This window comes from Bacteroides sp. 214 (assembly GCF_010501015.1).
In the GTDB taxonomy this organism is placed as follows: Bacteria; Bacteroidota; Bacteroidia; order Bacteroidales; family Bacteroidaceae; genus Bacteroides.
Window position 1 is genome coordinate 25,623 of the sequence record NZ_QVML01000005.1, and the last position, 17,649, is coordinate 43,271.

General features: G+C 38.9%; 19 protein-coding genes. 8 read left to right on the top strand and 11 right to left on the bottom strand.

What is annotated here, in order from left to right:
- Window position 1 precedes the first annotated feature (1 nt).
- The 3 genes from D0T50_RS05605 to D0T50_RS05615 all read left to right on the top strand — a co-directional run bounded on the left by D0T50_RS05605 (window position 2) and on the right by D0T50_RS05615 (window position 1,650).
- Window positions 2-523, top strand: a complete 522-nt coding sequence (locus D0T50_RS05605; RefSeq protein WP_163222533.1) for an HAD family hydrolase — start codon at window positions 2-4, stop codon at window positions 521-523.
- Window positions 524-548: 25 nt separating this feature from the next.
- Window positions 549-1,151 carry a Maf-like protein gene (locus tag D0T50_RS05610; RefSeq protein WP_163222534.1) on the top strand — a complete coding sequence of 201 codons (603 nt, stop codon included), beginning with the start codon at window positions 549-551 and terminating at the stop codon, window positions 1,149-1,151.
- 82 nt (window positions 1,152-1,233) lie between these two features.
- Window positions 1,234-1,650: a hypothetical protein gene (locus D0T50_RS05615; RefSeq protein WP_163222535.1), complete on the top strand. Its 417-nt coding sequence runs from the start codon at window positions 1,234-1,236 to the stop codon at window positions 1,648-1,650.
- Window positions 1,651-1,678: 28 nt separating this feature from the next.
- Here D0T50_RS05615 and D0T50_RS05620 read toward each other — a convergent pair whose 3' ends face one another.
- Window positions 1,679-3,865, bottom strand: coding sequence for a tetratricopeptide repeat protein (locus D0T50_RS05620; protein ID WP_163222536.1), 2,187 nt, complete (start codon window positions 3,863-3,865; stop codon window positions 1,679-1,681).
- Between the two features lie 438 nt (window positions 3,866-4,303).
- On the opposite strand from D0T50_RS05620, the gene D0T50_RS05625 reads away from it, so the two are divergent.
- Both D0T50_RS05625 and D0T50_RS13955 read left to right on the top strand, forming a co-directional pair.
- Window positions 4,304-5,584 carry an ATP-binding protein gene (locus D0T50_RS05625; protein WP_163222537.1) on the top strand — a complete coding sequence of 427 codons (1,281 nt, stop codon included), beginning with the start codon at window positions 4,304-4,306 and terminating at the stop codon, window positions 5,582-5,584.
- 134 nt (window positions 5,585-5,718) lie between these two features.
- Window positions 5,719-5,886, top strand: coding sequence for a DUF6088 family protein (locus D0T50_RS13955; RefSeq protein WP_370520887.1), 168 nt, complete (start codon window positions 5,719-5,721; stop codon window positions 5,884-5,886).
- A gap of 90 nt (window positions 5,887-5,976) precedes the next feature.
- Here the strand turns inward: D0T50_RS13955 and D0T50_RS05630 are convergent, their stop codons facing one another.
- The 10 genes from D0T50_RS05630 to D0T50_RS05675 all read right to left on the bottom strand — a co-directional run bounded on the left by D0T50_RS05630 (window position 5,977) and on the right by D0T50_RS05675 (window position 13,766).
- The gene (locus D0T50_RS05630; RefSeq protein WP_163222538.1) at window positions 5,977-7,719 is read right to left on the bottom strand and encodes a hypothetical protein; all 1,743 of its coding nucleotides are present in this window, start codon (window positions 7,717-7,719) and stop codon (window positions 5,977-5,979) included.
- 14 nt (window positions 7,720-7,733) lie between these two features.
- Window positions 7,734-8,033, bottom strand: coding sequence for a DUF6804 family protein (locus D0T50_RS05635; RefSeq protein ID WP_163222539.1), 300 nt, complete (start codon window positions 8,031-8,033; stop codon window positions 7,734-7,736).
- A gap of 17 nt (window positions 8,034-8,050) precedes the next feature.
- The gene (locus D0T50_RS05640) at window positions 8,051-8,311 is read right to left on the bottom strand and encodes a hypothetical protein (protein WP_163222540.1); all 261 of its coding nucleotides are present in this window, start codon (window positions 8,309-8,311) and stop codon (window positions 8,051-8,053) included.
- A gap of 17 nt (window positions 8,312-8,328) precedes the next feature.
- Window positions 8,329-8,727 (bottom strand): hypothetical protein, encoded by a 399-nt coding sequence (locus D0T50_RS05645; RefSeq protein WP_163222541.1) that lies wholly within the window; start codon window positions 8,725-8,727, stop codon window positions 8,329-8,331.
- A 54-nt stretch (window positions 8,728-8,781) separates the two neighbouring features.
- Entirely contained in the window at window positions 8,782-9,195 is a 414-nt protein-coding gene (locus D0T50_RS05650; protein ID WP_163222542.1) for a hypothetical protein, read from the bottom strand.
- A gap of 71 nt (window positions 9,196-9,266) precedes the next feature.
- Window positions 9,267-9,590: a hypothetical protein gene (locus D0T50_RS05655; RefSeq protein WP_163222543.1), complete on the bottom strand. Its 324-nt coding sequence runs from the start codon at window positions 9,588-9,590 to the stop codon at window positions 9,267-9,269.
- Window positions 9,591-9,617: 27 nt separating this feature from the next.
- Window positions 9,618-10,517, bottom strand: coding sequence for a hypothetical protein (locus tag D0T50_RS05660; RefSeq protein ID WP_163222544.1), 900 nt, complete (start codon window positions 10,515-10,517; stop codon window positions 9,618-9,620).
- A gap of 22 nt (window positions 10,518-10,539) precedes the next feature.
- Window positions 10,540-11,796, bottom strand: coding sequence for a hypothetical protein (locus tag D0T50_RS05665; RefSeq protein ID WP_163222545.1), 1,257 nt, complete (start codon window positions 11,794-11,796; stop codon window positions 10,540-10,542).
- Between the two features lies 1 nt (window position 11,797).
- Window positions 11,798-12,196 carry a TerB family tellurite resistance protein gene (locus tag D0T50_RS05670; RefSeq protein ID WP_163222546.1) on the bottom strand — a complete coding sequence of 133 codons (399 nt, stop codon included), beginning with the start codon at window positions 12,194-12,196 and terminating at the stop codon, window positions 11,798-11,800.
- A 1,105-nt stretch (window positions 12,197-13,301) separates the two neighbouring features.
- On the bottom strand, window positions 13,302-13,766 hold the full coding sequence (locus tag D0T50_RS05675) for a DNA-binding protein (RefSeq protein WP_163222547.1): 465 nt from the start codon (window positions 13,764-13,766) through the stop codon (window positions 13,302-13,304).
- 282 nt (window positions 13,767-14,048) lie between these two features.
- Between D0T50_RS05675 and D0T50_RS05680 the strand changes: the two genes are divergently transcribed.
- Genes D0T50_RS05680 through menB form a run of 3 tightly spaced genes read left to right on the top strand, consistent with a single transcriptional unit; the run spans window position 14,049 to window position 17,647 of the window.
- Window positions 14,049-15,113, top strand: coding sequence for an isochorismate synthase (locus tag D0T50_RS05680; protein WP_163222548.1), 1,065 nt, complete (start codon window positions 14,049-14,051; stop codon window positions 15,111-15,113).
- Window positions 15,114-15,139: 26 nt separating this feature from the next.
- Window positions 15,140-16,810 (top strand): 2-succinyl-5-enolpyruvyl-6-hydroxy-3-cyclohexene-1-carboxylic-acid synthase, encoded by a 1,671-nt coding sequence (gene menD, locus D0T50_RS05685; protein WP_163222549.1) that lies wholly within the window; start codon window positions 15,140-15,142, stop codon window positions 16,808-16,810.
- 12 nt (window positions 16,811-16,822) lie between these two features.
- A complete protein-coding gene (menB, locus tag D0T50_RS05690) occupies window positions 16,823-17,647 on the top strand; it encodes a 1,4-dihydroxy-2-naphthoyl-CoA synthase (RefSeq protein WP_163222550.1) in 825 nt (274 codons plus the stop codon).
- Window positions 17,648-17,649 lie beyond the last annotated feature (2 nt).

Genomic DNA, 17,649 nt, shown 5'->3' on the forward strand with positions numbered 1-17,649 from the left:
CATGTCTACGATTAATTATGATTTAACCCGGATAAAAGCTCTTGTCTTTGATGTCGACGGTGTATTAAGTACCGATGTGATGATGCTACATCCCAACGGAGAACCTATGCGAACTGTAAATGTAAAAGACGGATATGCCTTGCAACTTGCTGTGAAACAGGGTTTGCACGTAGCCATCATTACAGGTGGTAGAACCGAAGCGGTGCACAAACGTTTCACCGGGCTAGGTATAAAGGATATCTACATGGGTTCTGCAATGAAGATACATGATTATCGTCACTTCCGGGATAAATATCAACTTAAGGATGAAGAAATTCTCTATATGGGCGACGATATTCCCGATATTGAAGTACTTTCGATGGTTGGTTTACCCTGTTGCCCAAAAGACGCTGTTCCCGATGTAAAGAATATATCGCTTTACATTTCGCACTTTAACGGAGGTTGCGGCTGTGGTCGCGATGTTATTGAGCAGGTACTACGTACACAAGACAAATGGATGCTTGGCGATGCTTTTGGCTGGTAATAATTGGTAATAAATAAAACATAAAATGAAACATCCCTTAAAACAACTTCTCACTACAGCCGGATATCGTGTTATTCTGGCTTCGGCTTCGCCTCGCCGCCAAGAGTTACTTGCCGGACTTGGTATAGACTTCTCCATTAAAGTGCTTCCGGATGTGGACGAATCTTACCCGCCCACTCTTCAAGCTGAGGCTATACCTTTGCACATAGCACGTACGAAAGCAGCCGCTTACCAATCCAAGCAACTTCCTGACGAACTCATCATTACCGCCGATACCATTGTTTGGCTCGATGGTAAAGTGCTGGGCAAGCCTATGGATGATGCCGAAGCGTGTGAAATGCTTCGTATGCTCTCCGGCAAAACGCATCAGGTAATAACAGGGGTCTGTCTTACTACTACAGCTTGGCAGCGTAGCTTTAGCGCTATGAGTGAAGTTACTTTTGCTACGTTAACCGATGAGGAAATTGCTTATTATGTAGCGAACTATCACCCAATGGATAAAGCCGGTGCGTATGGCGTACAAGAGTGGATTGGCTACATAGGAGTCGAAAAAATAATTGGTAGCTTCTACAACGTAATGGGGCTGCCGATACAACGGCTATATAAAGAACTGATGAAGTTGGTGTAGAATTATTATTATAAAGAACATGATTTCGTGCAGTATATTTCACAGACAAGCATTTACTAAATAATACTAAATACCTTATATCATGAAACACTTTAAATTAATACCTATCTTACTTTCAGTTCTATTGCTGACTGTAGCTTTCTCATCATGTAGTAAAGATGATAATAGAGATGACTCTGAATATGAGTTGTATCTGGATCCAAACAAACCAGAGTGGGTAGCAAAGGTTGTTGCCGAAATGATGAGCGGTTATAAAAAAGGCTTTGTAGTATTACACGAAACCACCTACAAAGGCACAGATTATTACTGCTTCGTCGACATGCTTAGCTCAAATACCTATACCAACCGATACTTCACTATGAGTGGGGGTGAGATAGATAATTCATCTAAACTTTTTGCGGAATTAGTTCTTGGAGCTATGCGAAAACCCAATATCCCATCTACCATCTATACTGCTGAAGGGGTTTCTCAGCTTCCTGCAGAAGAGAGTGAAAATTGAGTGAATAAGGTCTTAAACGATCACTTTCTTATAACAAATCCTGCATTAACGGAATATCATCCTCTTGTATTCCCAGCTTGATAAGATATTCTTTATCCTTATTAAATAAATCTACAAATTCCGTGCGTGTGGATATTGTATTTAGCGATTGTGTATAATGTGCAATCGCTTTTTTTAGATCTCCTTGACACCAAGCTACGTGCCCCGCGTTAAGATAGTCGGGTGCTTGTGGCGAGTTCTCTAAAATTCGTTCGTAATAGCGCATGGCTTGTTCTAACTTAGCGGTAACAAAAGAACACCAACCAATGGCGCGCCATACTTTTAGATTTTCGGGACTAAGAAAATCGAGCTTAAAGAAGAGCTTAAGTGCATCTTCGTAGCGATCGAGCTCTACCAAGCAGCTACCGATGTTGAAAAGCAAGTTGATATTTTCGGGTTGAAGCTCTTCCACCTTACCGTAATATTCCAACGCGGCTTCGTAGTTGCGATTTTTGCGATAGCAGGTAGCCAAATGCTGCATATTCCAGATATTATCCGGCTTTATCATATCCGATTTGCGATAAGCCTCTATTGCCTCGTTATATTTCTTCTCTTTCTGTAAACAGTAGCCCAGTTTTTGATAAACTTCGGCACTACCACCCGTTTGTACAGCTATTTTTGTGTAGTTACGTGCGGCTTCGCTATAGTGTTCTTTCTTGAAGAAGAATTCGGCGAGGGCTTCGAGATACTCCGTTTTATCCAGAATAGGGAGCAAAATAGGATACTCATTCAGGCGGATAGGCTCTTTGAATAGGTTGCGGAACTCATGTCTGCGTGGATATAGGTTGAAAAAGCGATACAGGTTGTGCAAGTATTGGTTGGCAAGCACCTGTTTCTGCTTACTATGATCGGTTATGTACTCTTCTTTATTAGCAGTTATGTCTTCAATGTTTTGCTGTGACAGTTGGTTAAACATCATTTCGCGTTGTGCCTGTGGCATAGACATTAGCATGAAGCACATGGAGTATTTGTCGCTATCACAAAATAACCCCGACTGTAAAATAAGATCAATAAGTGTCTTACCGCTGTTTCTTGACATTTCTTTAATAACCGCCGAATGTTCGGAGTCGAAAGGATAGAACCAGTTATTGATTGAACGGAAAAAAGGGAATGTTTTTAGTTGCGAGAAGGTGCTCAGGTAGATATCTGCCCCCTCCATTTGCCATTCGCCCATTTCTTTGAGACGGCTGCTTAGTTTGGGGTCCTCCATGATGTCCCAATCAGGATTACGGTCTTCTTTTTCTTCGCCCTCTTCGTCGAAGTCGAACTTCATGTTACGAAGGTTGGCGCTCTTAATCATTTCCGGAATAATCTCTTCGCGCATCTTCTTGTCTATCTTCTCAGTTTCTTTAGCAAGGAGCAACTGTACATGCAGACGCGAGAGCTCTTTGCCAAACTTTTCATTTTCGTTCAGCAGGCTAAGTCGTGCCGAAATTTCCGGATATAACTCCATGCGTTTGTTATAGAGCTGAAAAGTAAAGGCTAATCCCACTAATGCGCGTTGATTGATTAATGAATTTTCGTGTTCGTAAGCATCGAAGAGCCACATTAGCTTGCGTATGTCAAAACACTCCATAAGACTCATTGTTACCGCGCTCACAAACAAAGCAAGGTCTTTTTGGGGTAGTAATGCCGAGGCAAGCACCTCTTGTGCTTCGCTTTCATCCTGCATGCTCCACGCAATGTTTGTCCATACAATATAGAACAATGTTTGCTGTGCCTTTTCATGGCGTTCGCGCACATGGTCGGCTGTGATAGATTGACTATCATCTTTCATTAAATCCGCTACAGCAATATCATCCGAAAAGGCTTCCATTTCCATCAACTGGCTTTTGATATCCGTTTGTGGGAATGTTTTTACTAACGCACGCACGCTATAAAATTGGCGTAATGATGCGTTGCCCAATTTCAATACCCGTGCATGTTCCGCTATTTCCCAAGCCTGGGCAAGCAATTGCGTGTGCAATTTCTTCCGTTCGGGGTCCATAACATTCTGCTTCATGTATTCGAGCATATAGTTGTAGGAGGTCGAAATGCTTTCCAACTTACTATTCAGATTCCAGTAGGCTACATCTTCTATATAATCCTTCAGCTCAATAAGCGCGTCTCTAAGCTGCTTCCTAAGAATCAGGCTGACAATATATTGGTACTCTTCGGTAATGGCTTTTTCGTTCATACGTTGTATAGCAATGTGTTGTATTTTACAAAAATACGGTTTATTCTAGGTTTTAGAAACGTTATTGGTGTTATTTTATAGATATCTAATAATGCACGCTTTCTAGTAACCATTTCCAAGCCGGAATAATATGGATTTGTTTTTCCTTTTATTTAGGACAAAATGCAGGATTGTTTCCTAAAAAAAAGGAAAGCGCTGATGCTTTTCTAATGTTTTGATATAAATCCGTGTATTCTTGCTCTATGAGTTTTATGTTCTTTCTTTCTGTAACTGAGAAATATTGTATACTCCAACTAATATCAAATGCCAAATTGCCGAAAGAAAAATGGCCAAATTGCCGAAAAAATAATGGCCAAATTGCCGAAAGAAAAATGGCCAAATTGCCGAAAAGAAAATAAATGATGTATATTTGTAGCTGGTAATTTAATAAATTGTGTTATGAAGACTTCTGAGTATAAGCCGCGAGTGATAGACCAACTTTTGACTCGTAAACTGCGAGGCAAAGGCGCTGTGTTGGTTGAAGGTGCCAAGTGGTGTGGAAAAACTTCTACTGCCGAACAACAGGCTAATAGCATAATCTACTTGTCAGACCCCAAACGTTACGAACAGTATATGTTATTTGCTTCCGAAAACCCGGAAATGATACTCGATGGTGATACTCCCCGTTTGGTCGATGAATGGCAATTAGCTCCAAAGCTGTGGGATGCAATACGTTTTGAAGTTGACCATCGCCCTGGATTAGGACATTTTATTCTAACCGGTTCCGCTACTCCTGTTAATGACGATGATATACACCACTCAGGTACAGGGCGTTTTGCTTGGTTGTTGATGCGTCCGATGAGTCTGTGGGAGTCGGGCGATTCTACAGGCGCTATCAGCTTGAAACAACTATTTGCCGCACCTCGGCAAATAGCAGCAGTCAACGATACGGACTTACATCAGATGGCTTTTCTTACTTGTCGTGGCGGATGGCCATTAGCATCTACGCTATCCGAGGATATTGCTCTCGATCAAGCCTTTGATTATTATGATGCTGTTGTCAACTCTGATATTCAACAAGCAGATGGTGTAAACCGCGATGCAGTTCGTGTTAAACGTTTGATGCGTTCTTATGCACGCCACCAAGGCTCGCAAGCATCTTCTGCCCAAATATGTAAAGACATTAATGCCAACGAGAATGATACGCTTTCCGAAGATACGATATATTCTTATATCAATGCCTTGCGGCGTATTTTTGTGATAGAGGATATGCCGGCTTGGAATCCTAATTTGCGTTCTAAAACAGCTATTCGTTCGGCTGATACACGTTATTTTGTCGATCCATCAATTGCTACTGCGGCATTAGGTCTTGGCCCTAACGACTTGATGAATGATTTGGAAACATTCGGGCTACTCTTCGAAACGCTTTGTGTACGCGATCTTCGTGTCTTTGCGCAGGCTTTAGATGGAGAAGTATTTCATTATCGCGATAAAACAGGCCTTGAGTGCGATGCCGTGATACATTTACGTAATGGCAGCTATGGACTAGTAGAAATAAAGTTAGGAGGTGATAAACTGATTGCTGATGGTGTCTCTACATTATTATCGCTTGCTTCTAAAATAGATACCACCAAGATGAAATCTCCTTCTTTTCTTATGATTTTAACTGCTGTCGGCAGCTTTGCCTATCGTCGTGAAGATGGAGTGTATGTAGTGCCGTTAGCTTGTCTAAAGGATTGAGGGATATTTCTTTCCTTCTATTTCATGCCCGTCAGCTTGTGGCTGATGATTTTATCAATCTGTTTTCTTGTAAGTTTTGAGTATTATGTCGCAAAAACAATCTTTTTTTGCGACATAATTCAATGATATACCCAATGGAATCTGTTGATAATAAGATATATAGTGAAATTAAGAAGTGCGGAAGAGGTTTAATTTTCTCTTCCAGCGACTTTACTAAATTCGGAGAACCAAAATCAATTCTCAAAACATTAGAAAGAATGGCGAACTCCGAAAGGATTATACGTGTTTCTCGTGGTGTCTAGCCTAAATACCATTTTAGAATCTTTATTAGTATGTTTTGCATTTGATTTTTTTCCATAAACAATGCGTATAGTTGAATAAGTATTTATATATTATTCTTCAACTTGATTTTTCAATTGCTGTATATACGCCAATTCGCCTAAAGCATAATCCTTATTCTCCGGTTCATCAAGCATTGCTTTGAAAATTTCTTCTGCTTCATCCAAATATCCTGAATTAATAAGCGCATAACCCTTGCGACGACGAAGGAAATGGAAAAAAGAAATTGTTGCAGGATCAATTTCTTCTTCCTCATTGTTGTTCTGTTTTATCCTTTCCATAAGGTAGTCTATAGCCATGAGGGCACGGAAATCGTTTGAGTTAGTAAGGCAATTTATATATTCATATGCATACATGATTGATTTTGTTGCTCTGAATGTTATATCCAGAAAGAAATATGCATGTTGATATTGCTTGAGTTCACAATAGCAAAACCCTATCAAATAGCATATCTCATAGAAAACCTCTTTGTCGGAATCATTCATGATATGATATTCTTTTTGCGACATATAATAAACGTTTTCTAAATGAAGCAATGCTTCGTAGTATCTCTTATCTCTAAATAGTATTTTCCCCCAATAGAGATTATAGGCAACGGAAGGATATACACAATCATAGATCAATTGTTGTTCTTCTGTTAATTCGTTTCTTTTTCCTTCCTTGACTTTGTCTTTTGCATCCTGCCACATATATTCAAACTCAGCTTTTTTTAGCTCAACCGGCTGTGTGTCGAAAGCAACAAGTAAAGACCGAACCTTAACATCATTTCTTTTACTAACTAATGACTGATTTCTATCAATGTTTAAAGGTGGTTTACAACACGTTATTCGTACATAAAATGATTGTTTAGAATGGGACGATTGGCTGGTTTTCCCTTCGGCATGCAAATTAATGGTGATAATTTGATTTACACTCTTCTTTTTATTGCATGTGTCGCTATATGTAATAATTAATGTAGCATTCTCGCAGATGAAAGAAAGTTTTTTCTCTTTAGAAATGTCAATTATGGTTCGAAGTAAGTTGAAAGAAGATATTTCCACAGAATCTGTAATTACTCGCATATCATGTGTGACGATAGTCAATTGAGATAGAGCAACGTCATGCATATCTAAAACAGTATTCAAAAACTGCCATAATGTTAAATTTTCAGTTTCATTCAGCCTCCATTGCCAATTTTCTTGCTGATGGTTAATTTCTTGTTCTCGAAGCAAAAATAATTCACGTTCTTGATTCGCACAATCTTCCTCTGGGTCATTATCGGTTGTGTCTTTTTTCAATTCATCGAATCTATGAATATAATAGTGCATATATTGAAAATTCTTTGCTAAACATTCTTTAATATAATCTTTGATATTGGGAGTGTTTTCTAACAACAATAAATCAATAAACAAATGAATATATACTCTATTCTCTTTACTATCTATGGAATAAACATACCTAGAAGTGTTTATTTCCATGTTTAGCAGGTTACAGACTTGGCGTACCAAATTTAAGTCTGTTATCGAGGTTTCATGGAAAGAATAGATCATTAACTTTATGTGAGGTTCGTCGGGTAATATCTTAGCACTAAAATATACTCCTTGAAAAGAGAAATTGATAATCGTTTCATCATTACCATTTTCCGATTTGGTATCACAATTCAATTCGTTTAGTACGCGAACGAGTATCTTTTCTGTTGTTTCTATACTTTGTTTAATTCTATATTTGTTTTCCGAACAGTCTGTTCTAGTAAACGAGTAGACTGTTCGGATAACTAAAAAAACAAATATAATGCCCACCAATATACCTACTATCATAACTGTAATTTTTTCTACTTATTTTTTATTTCAAACTTCCCTCTAAACGCAAATACCAATAATACCACAGCCGTTACAACATCAACTACATTCCATAGCTCTCTACCTAATGGTAATTTTATAAATGGCTGAAACAGTACGGCTAAAGCTACCCAAACAATTGTTAGCCATTCTGGACTTTTTCCGTGGTTTCTATAGGCTAATATGCCGAAAACTATCGTGGCGATGTAGCGCACAAGGATGTAATAGCCATAGGGCATGTCTAGTAAGCAGAGTAGGAGAAGGGCGGAGAGAAAGATAGCTAGTAATTTCATTTTAAAGGATTTTGTTCCTATTTAAAATATTTTTCATAGGCTAATTGGGCTTCTTCTTCTAAAATCTCCTCAAAGTTAATACCAGATGCGCTACCAAGCAATCTTAAACTATCATTAGATTTAACACTTTGGTAAAAATCACTCATAGCTGACTGCATCATAACAGGTGCTAATACATCCATGCCATCAACACTATTATAGGCCGTTATAATAACACCCTCAAATCCATCCCTTAATGACTTGCGAATAGATTTTTCTACTGCCTTACCTTCATTCATACTGCCTTGTTCTTATATTAATACTGATCATAAATAGAGAATAAGCTAAGCTTATTTGCATGATCTTTGAATTTTATATATTCATCAAGCGTTATGGCCTCGATTACATATAATTCATCTGAGCATTTCAACAATATTTTTTTAATATGCATTCTAGCATTCATCTTATAATCAAACATCCTTTTTACATCCAAAAAGGCCTGAATATAAAAAGAGTATACAACAAAATGTTGTTCGCTAAATATATCGTTAGCCTCTATAAATTCACTAATATTGTTGTCATACAATATTGTTTCTCTTATATTATGCAAATAAAATTGGAGTAGATCTGATTCTTCTCCTATGTATTCTATTAATACTTCCTTAAACTTCATAGTTAAGTATAAGGCTAAACTCTTGTCAAAGCTATTATTCATCTGATAAATATTTAGTTATTTGTTGAAATAAATTAAATGTTCAAAACGGCCAAATTAGTATGTATTACTTAAAAGATTGTTCTTAATATCATAAGGAATTATACTATCATATTCATAAAAAATCTCTCCTTTTTCAAGTATATCATCTATCACAGCTATTATATCCTCTTGAGAAGATGCCAATTCTTTTAGTTGAGTAATTATAAAAATAAGCATAGTAGATATTGTTTCTTCTCTTGTTCTAAATATACCCAATGGAATCACAATAGGAAGTGTTGGAGGCCAACCTTTTAATTCTACTCTATCTATTATTCCAACTCTACACATATATGCTAAAAACAAGAAATCCTCCTTGTGCTCAAGAATATCATATTTACTATATATCTGCTTTTCAAGGTGTTCCAATCCCAGTATTATTTGTCCAGCAACAATTGCTGCTTTATGAAGTTCATTATTTAATAATCCCATTTGGTGTATTTTTATGTATTATTCTATTAATCTCCTTAACACATACAAGCTGTAGCTCATTGCGATATAAATCATAAATGTATGTTTGTTCGCTTTGCATATTCTTTATCTAAATTCTCAATTAACTTATTTGCTTTTAACTTTACTGCCTGATTATTTATTTTATCCCTATTCACCCTTGCTTCAAACCTAAGAGTTGCAAGCTCTGCCATAAATGTTCCATTTTTATCCGCACTGTTAAGCCTCGACGAGCATTTCCGTGCAAACTCATCCCATTTAACTGATTCATAAGCATCCGCTTGAGTTAATAAACCGTTGTTTTTCTTATACTTGTTAAAAGAAAGGAAATATTTCACAATAAAAATGATTACTAACGAAATAATAAAAATACCCATATACTGTTTTTTATAAAAGTTGATAATTTATTGTTGTCTTTGATTTAAGAAATTCTCAATTCTTGTTTTTGTATTTGTTGGTAGATCAGAGCGATATACCTCATAGTGTGGTATGCTCATTTTTTCAAACCAGTTCTTCCAAACAAACGATATGATATCTTCATCTATCTTATTCTTTGGATTCTCAGCACTCACTTCTAATACAAGAACTTCTAAGTTCTCTAAATCGTTGCGCTCTGCCATAATTCCAAAATTATTTTGTTCAATAAGTTGCTTCCAGTTTAACTTCCTGTATGAACTCAGATTTTTATCCAAGATATACGAGAACTGATTCTTATCATTGTACACAGTTTGTTTATGATATAAATATCCATCCGTGAAAATTATTAATATATTGCGATAGCTTGAATCGTTATCAACACAGAAATCTTTCACATCATCTTTGAAGAAACGCCAAATATCGCTACCCTCCCAAACACTTGAAACGATAGTCTGATTATAAATTTCATCAAGTTTTTTTGTGAAAAGTTCCGTAATAGAATCATAAATTTCTTTTCTCCCCTTATTGTCCGTTTTTGAACAATCAATATTGAGCTCACTTGCAATTGAACTAATTGTAGGATTTGCAGGTGGAGGGTTGAAAAATATTTTAATTTTCCCTTTGGCTTTATATGCACCTAAACGTTGCATGTTTGATTTAAAGAACTCTGTAATAGTTTTAATGTTTTCAATATCACGCTGATAATGTTCGGGAGTAGTAGGGAACTTTTGCGGGTTAATTCTATCAGATAAATCCAGTAGGATTGAAATATTTAATTGCTTTTCTTGTTGTTTTTCTGTATTAGAAGCGCCCACATTACTTTTATTATTGGTATTACAAGCAACCAATAGTAATATTGTAGCTATTATAAAGAATAATCGTTTCATAAATTTTATTTTAATTGGTTGTTTAATTAGAATCCTCTCTAATAAATTCTGAATTTCTTAAACTTGACAAAAATTGCTCTTTAATTTGTTCACATTCTTGGATATTTGTATGTGAAGAGGCCGTGGATCTCAAGTAAACAATCCAACCTGAAAAATAATTGTTAATACCTTCTCTAACATCGTTGAAATACAAAACATAAGATCCTAATTGTACTCTCAATTTTTCAATCTCTCCTTGATTGTTGCTTTTTTCTGTTTGAAGAGCAGATATCTTTTCTTTAATTTTCTTGCATTCTATTTTGTATTCAGATAATTTTTGTTCTTTGTTTTTGATAGCATATCTCACTTTATCCATTTTTTCATATTCGCTCATTGTAAAGCTAAACACTAGTCCCCATATTAAGTACACTACAAAACCCGCAAAAATAATTAACCAAAAGTTGACTTTCTGAAAAGCCATCCCAATAGACATTGGTGGAATCGTAGTATCAAAAGACCCTTGTCTCATAATCTCATGTATTTTATCTATAATTTCATATGCAATAATAAAATCAAAAACAAATGTAACAATGACAAGACTCGAGATTTTCAGGTACTTACTAAATCCTTTTTCTTCCGAAAATTTGTGTATTAGAAATCCAAGTCCTAGAAAAACGGCAGGGATTGCCAGAATGAAGATTAACTCAGTAAAACCTCCTGCCCACGCTTTACTTATTGCTTGTGCATCAAATATTGCTTGCGCAATATTGTCGTCATCTGGAGTAAAGCTTTTGAAAAAAGCCGAGTAAGCAGCGGAACTATAAAACACAAATAAATAAATGGTGAGGAATACTAGAATTACAAACCCAATCCAGAAACTTGCTTTTGCAAAAGAATCTCCCGAAATTATTTTAGGATTTTCCTTAATATTATCAATTTCACTTGATATTTTTCCTATTTTATTTTCTTCATGGCCTAGTTTTTCTTGCTCATCTGTTATTTGGCTTTCAATATTCTTCGCTTTTGATTCCAATCCACAAATTTCTTGTTTTATTTGGCTCTTTCTTTCGTTTTGCTTTATCTCGTCTTGCTGAATATAGCGCGTTAGTTGCATATAAACAGCATGCAATTTGGGTTGTAAAGCTTGAGGAGAACCACCACAATAGCCAGCATCCTTTGTTCCTCGTGCCGTGTACGATGCACCTGAAATTACAGCAATAGTTTCATCAGAGTCTCTTTCTTGAACTTTTGCTTCTGTAGTAACTCTTCTATTAATTGTAAAAATATCTGCTATTCCCATTTTATGAATTTTTGATGGTTTGTAATAGTTCTTCGAATGACTTCCTCTCTCTGGCTTGTTCTAAAAGGAACTCCGATATTTTTATAACATTTTCTTCAGCAAATCCAAGCCGTCTACTAGCCTCTTGCAAAGTTTCTATTTCTTTATCATCTATTCTACCATCCGCCCAAGCTATTCGAGACAGATTATATAAATATTCTATTCTATCTTCATCACTCAAACTATCCAGCGAAACGAATGTGTTTGGAGAAAAAATAGTTCGTTGTATATCTTCCTCAGAAATACCTCCCTTTTCTCTGCCTATTTGATAAAGCAACTCTAATTCATTTGGGTGAACTTCTGCATCTATTAATAGCATTTGATACAAACCCAAAAACATTTTTTTTTCATTTTCTGTCATAATCTTTCTATTTATATGTATTACTCTCATCTTTGAACCAAATACTGATTAATCATGAATCAAAATATATCTCTCTATTATCATCTAAAAATTAAGGGTGCATCCCCATCTCCCCTCCCCAAGCCTTTTACAACCTTGCAGAATAGAAAAAAGGAACACACCCTAAATAGGAGTGCATTCGCCTTTTCGATTTTCTCTGCATACTTTAAAATTGGTCGTTTTCAGTTTCGAGAAAATGCCGACGAAGCATTATATGTTATTTTTTTTATTTCTTTTTTTACATCATAATTTAAAATACAAAAAAAGGTGCGAACCTCCGCTTTATCTTGTAAAACTGAGGTACGACCAAGTAACCCGCACGCAACAAGAAAAGCAAAAGGAACACACCCCTATACGGGATGCATTCGCTTCGCCTCCTCTCCGCGTTCTTTTTTTTGGTCGTTTTCAGTTTTGGAGATTTGACAGCAAATACATATATCAAATTCAATAGTCTGTTGCACTAAAGCAACACTATTATGCAAACATACTAAAAAAAATATTATAAAATAATGCGTTCACTCGAAAATATTATTTTTCAACAATTCGATTGTTATTAAACGCCCAAATCTGGTAGTGAATTAAGGGTCAAAGACTTGACGCGTCAACTCTTTATACTTGACGCGTCAACTATAAAGACTACACGCTTCAAGTATAAAGACCTGATAGTATCCCCTCTACAGGCGCTAGGAGGCGGTTGGCTGCTCTTTGAGATTTTTCATTACATTACTATGCTAAAAAGGTAAACCGCTTTTAGAGATAAAAGAAAAAACGGTCAACCAAATATAGTTTTAAGTGTTAAACCCAGTCAACTCGCTTCAGGGTTAAGATAGAAAACAGTCAACCAAAATCAGGTTACTACAAGGCTACTACAGACTCCCCGTGTTAAACACAACGACTCTCCGTGTTAAACACGACCAATACCCCTGTTTAACACCGCAATCACCCGTGTTAAACACGAGCACCTGTCGTGTTTAACACGAAACCAGCCATTTAGGCATAAAAAAAGAGGCACAGAGAGAAAAACTTCTCGTCTGTGCCTCAATCAGGGCTAATTATCCGTTATGGATTAAGTGGTAGGATCTACCCAATCTTCTCCTCCATCATCGCTTCCGGGATCTTGGTTACTACTGTTGCTTTTAGAGGCGGTTACAGTGGTACGAGTTACTGATAGATCTTCGAGGAAGTCTTTCAACATCTTGCCCGGTACGAAATTGATTTTCTTCCGATAAATGGATTGCGCGTTGGCAGCTTCTTCCGTATCTTGTGCTTTAGCTCGCAAACCGGGACGCAATATCCCAAATTCGCCTAACTGAACGCTGTGACCCATGTCGAGGTTGTTCACCATCACATCGAGCAGTCCGCCGATGACCAAAACCACCGTGCCGCGATGGGCACCACAAATCTGGCTTACCTGATTACATACTTTTTTGAAAGGAAGCATTCCGCCGGTTACAGCCTTTGCTACATACTTCTCGGTTTTGGTTTCGTCGAAACCGAATGATTGCTTAATTACCTTGTAAGGCATACTCATAATTAAAAAGTGTTGTGAATTTAGCGTCCGAGGAATTTGGGCAAGCCGGCCGTGCTTCTCAAAAAAACATTCGCTCAATTCGGGTTAAGAAACTATTTTGAATTACTTTTGTATTAACACAGTGCAAATGTAAATACTCGAAAATAATCAATGTCCGGTTACGGTAAGTTACGGTAGTTTACGGTAAGTTATGGTAAGTTACGGTAGTTTATGGGAGTTTACGAATGTCTTTCTTCGCTCAAAATCTTTTTATACCTTTGCCTTCTTGATAAGAAATAGTAAATGAACGGAAAAGAACTAGCCACAGCCATTGACGCACTCATTGCTTCGAACAAAAGTTTTGCTTTGTATCGCCTGCCGGGCGATGCACAGGTGAGATTCTTGCAACAGAAACAGGGAGAGGTTGCTGTTTATACCGATATATCGCAGCTTAATGGAAAAGATGGCTTTGTTATTGCTCCCTTCAGAATAGCGGATGAGTGTCCTGTTTTACTGATAGAAGGCGAAGAAATTCTTTTACCAATAGAAACAGAGGTGGTTGAAGATGCCATTGCCGGAAAAGAGCAATACGCGGCAGTCTCTTCTGCCTATAAAGAGTGTTATAACATCTTTTCGGCTGCTTTGCAAACGGGTAGTTTGGAAAAGTTAGTCCTTTCGCGCAACGAACAGATGGCACGTAAATCTTCATTCTCTCCTTACAAAACCTTTCGTAAAGCATGCAAATGTTATACGCGCTCGTATGTTTACCTGTGTCATACGCCGCAATCGGGTACATGGATAGGTAGTACCCCCGAGATAATTCTTGCCGGCGAAGGCGAAAACTGGCATACAGTGGCTTTGGCGGGTACACAGATAATGCAAGGTGAAGTGCTTCCTACGGCATGGGATGAAAAGAACAGTAAGGAACAACGCCTTGTGTCAGACTATATTCGTCAATGCTTAGATACGTTTGGGCTTCCTATTTGCGAAGAAGGACCCCATGCGGTGCGAGCCGGACAGTTGGCACACCTCAGGAGTGATTTTCGTTTCATCCTGAAAGAGCGCGACAAACTGGGCGATTTACTTGCGTTGTTGCACCCCACACCGGCTGTTTGCGGACTTCCCAAAAACGACTCATATCGTTTCATCCGTATGCACGAAGGCTATGACCGGCGTTACTATTCTGGCTTTATCGGGCGAATCAACAGAAGCGGACGAAGCGATATATATGTAAATCTGCGCTGTATGCATGTAGATACATCAACCCTTACCCTATATGCGGGTGGAGGACTGCTTGCTTCTTCTGATCTTCAGGAAGAGTGGCGCGAAACCGAAGACAAGCTTTATACCATGAGAGCAATCATCTAAAGATAAATAACTATAAACGAAAAAATATGTATACCGATAAAAAGAACGTACTCGAACTGGTGGCGTTGCTGATTAAGCACGAAGTAAACCAGGTAGTGGTGTGTCCGGGCAGTCGCAACTTGCCGCTGGTGCATACATTGGTAAACCACTCGTACTTTACCTGCCATACGGTGGCGGATGAGCGAAGCGCGGCGTTCTTTGCCTTAGGCTTGGCGTTGCACGGTGGAAGGCCTGCCGCAGTGTGCTGTACTTCGGGCACAGCACTTGCCAATATGCACCCCGCCGTTGCCGAAGCATTTTACCAACAAGTGCCGTTGATAGTGATATCTGCCGATAGACCGGCTGCATGGATTGGGCAAATGGACGGGCAAACCATACCGCAACCGAATATATTCGGTGCATTGGTGAAGAAATCCGTAACACTCCCCGAAATTCGTAGCGACGAAGATAAATGGTATTGCAACCGCCTTATTAATGAAGCACTGATGGAACTTACTCATCGTGGAAAAGGGCCGGTGCATATTAACGTACCTATCTCCGAACCGTTGTTTAATTTTACAACGCGCGAACTACCCGAAGTGAGGGTTATTACACGCTATCAGGGACTCAATGAGTACGATCGCGAATTCTCTACACTCATCGGACGCATGAACAAGTACAACAAGCGTATGATGATAGCGGGACAAATGACGCTAATATACCTCTTCGAAAAACGGGTAAGCAAGCTGCTTTATAAACACTTTGTGTGGTTCACAGAACACCTGAGTAACCGAATTGTGCCGGGCATGGCGATAAAGAATTTCGATGCGTTGCTTTATTCGTTGACCGAGGAACAGAAGAAGGGATTAAGACCGGAACTGGTAGTGACGTATGGCGGACATGTCGTTTCTAAAAGGCTGAAAGAGTATCTGCGTGCCTTTCCACCGCGCGAACATTGGCACATTTCGCTCGATGGTTCTGTGACGGATACGTTTGGCTCGCTCACAACGGTGATAGAGATTGACCCGTTTGAGTTTCTTGACCGCTTGTCGCTGATGCTCGAGAACAAAACTCCGAACTACCCGCTTGCATGGGAGCAGCTTTCCAAAGAGATACCCGAACCCGACTTTGGCTATTCGCAGATGAGTGCCATAGGATCACTTATGAAGAATATGCCCCCTGTGGCCGCACTGCACTTGGCAAATAGCTCTACGGTGCGCTATGCACAACTTTATACGTTACCAGAAACAGTCGAAGTGTGTTGCAACCGTGGCACATCGGGCATTGATGGGTCGCTATCTACCGCGCTGGGGTATGCGTCGAAATCGGATAAGATAAACTTTATAGCGATTGGCGACCTCAGTTTCTTTTACGATATGAACGCGCTGTGGATGCAGAATGTCGGTAATAATGTACGTATTTTGTTGCTCAATAATGGCGGTGGCGAAATATTTCGTGCACTACCGGGGTTAGAGATGAACGAAGCAACGCGCAACGCTGCAACGGCAGTGCATCACACTTCGGCAAAAGCTTGGGCGCAGGAGCGTGGTTTCAGCTATATAGCTGCCCGTAATGATGCTGAGCTGACCGAATCCATGACTACTTTCATTGCCGACCAACCTGCAGAAGCTCCTATCTTACTCGAGGTCTTTACCAATCCTGATGAAGATATTCGCTTGTTAAAAACATATTATCACGGACTAAGAAAGCAACAATAATAACATAAACTTATGGCAACTCAACGAGAATGGATTACCATTAAGGAATACGAAGATATTCTTTTCGACTATTACAACGGCATTGCCCGTATAACGATTAATCGCGAGCGCTATCGCAACGCCTTTACACCAACAACTACGGGCGAGATGAGCGACGCGATGGCTATTTGTCGCGAGAACCCCGACATTTGTGTAGTGGTTCTCACTGGCGCGGGAGATAAAGCATTCTGCTCGGGTGGCGACCAGAACGTGAAGGGACGTGGTGGTTACATCGGTAAAGATGGCGTGCCAAGACTTAGTGTGCTTGATGTGCAGAAACAGATACGCTCCATTCCTAAACCGGTTATTGCGGCAGTAAATGGTTATGCCATTGGGGGAGGGCATGTGTTGCACGTGGTGTGCGACCTTTCCATTGCTTCGGAGAATGCTATATTCGGACAAACGGGTCCACGTGTGGGAAGTTTCGATGCTGGCTTTGGCTCTTCGTACTTAGCACGTGTAGTGGGGCAGAAAAAAGCACGTGAAATTTGGTTTCTTTGTCGCCAGTACAATGCACAAGAAGCGTTGGATATGGGTTTGATCAATAAAATAGTTCCCTTAGAGCAGCTCGAAGATGAATATGTGCAATGGGCGGAAGAAATGATGCTACTTAGCCCACTTGCCTTGCGTATGATCAAAGCCGGCTTAAATGCCGAACTGGATGGACAAGCAGGTATTCAGGAACTTGCCGGAGATGCTACTTTGCTTTACTACCTTACCGATGAGGCGCAGGAAGGGAAGCAGGCTTTTCTTGAGAAGCGGAAACCCGACTTTAAGAAATATCCCAAGTTTCCTTAATA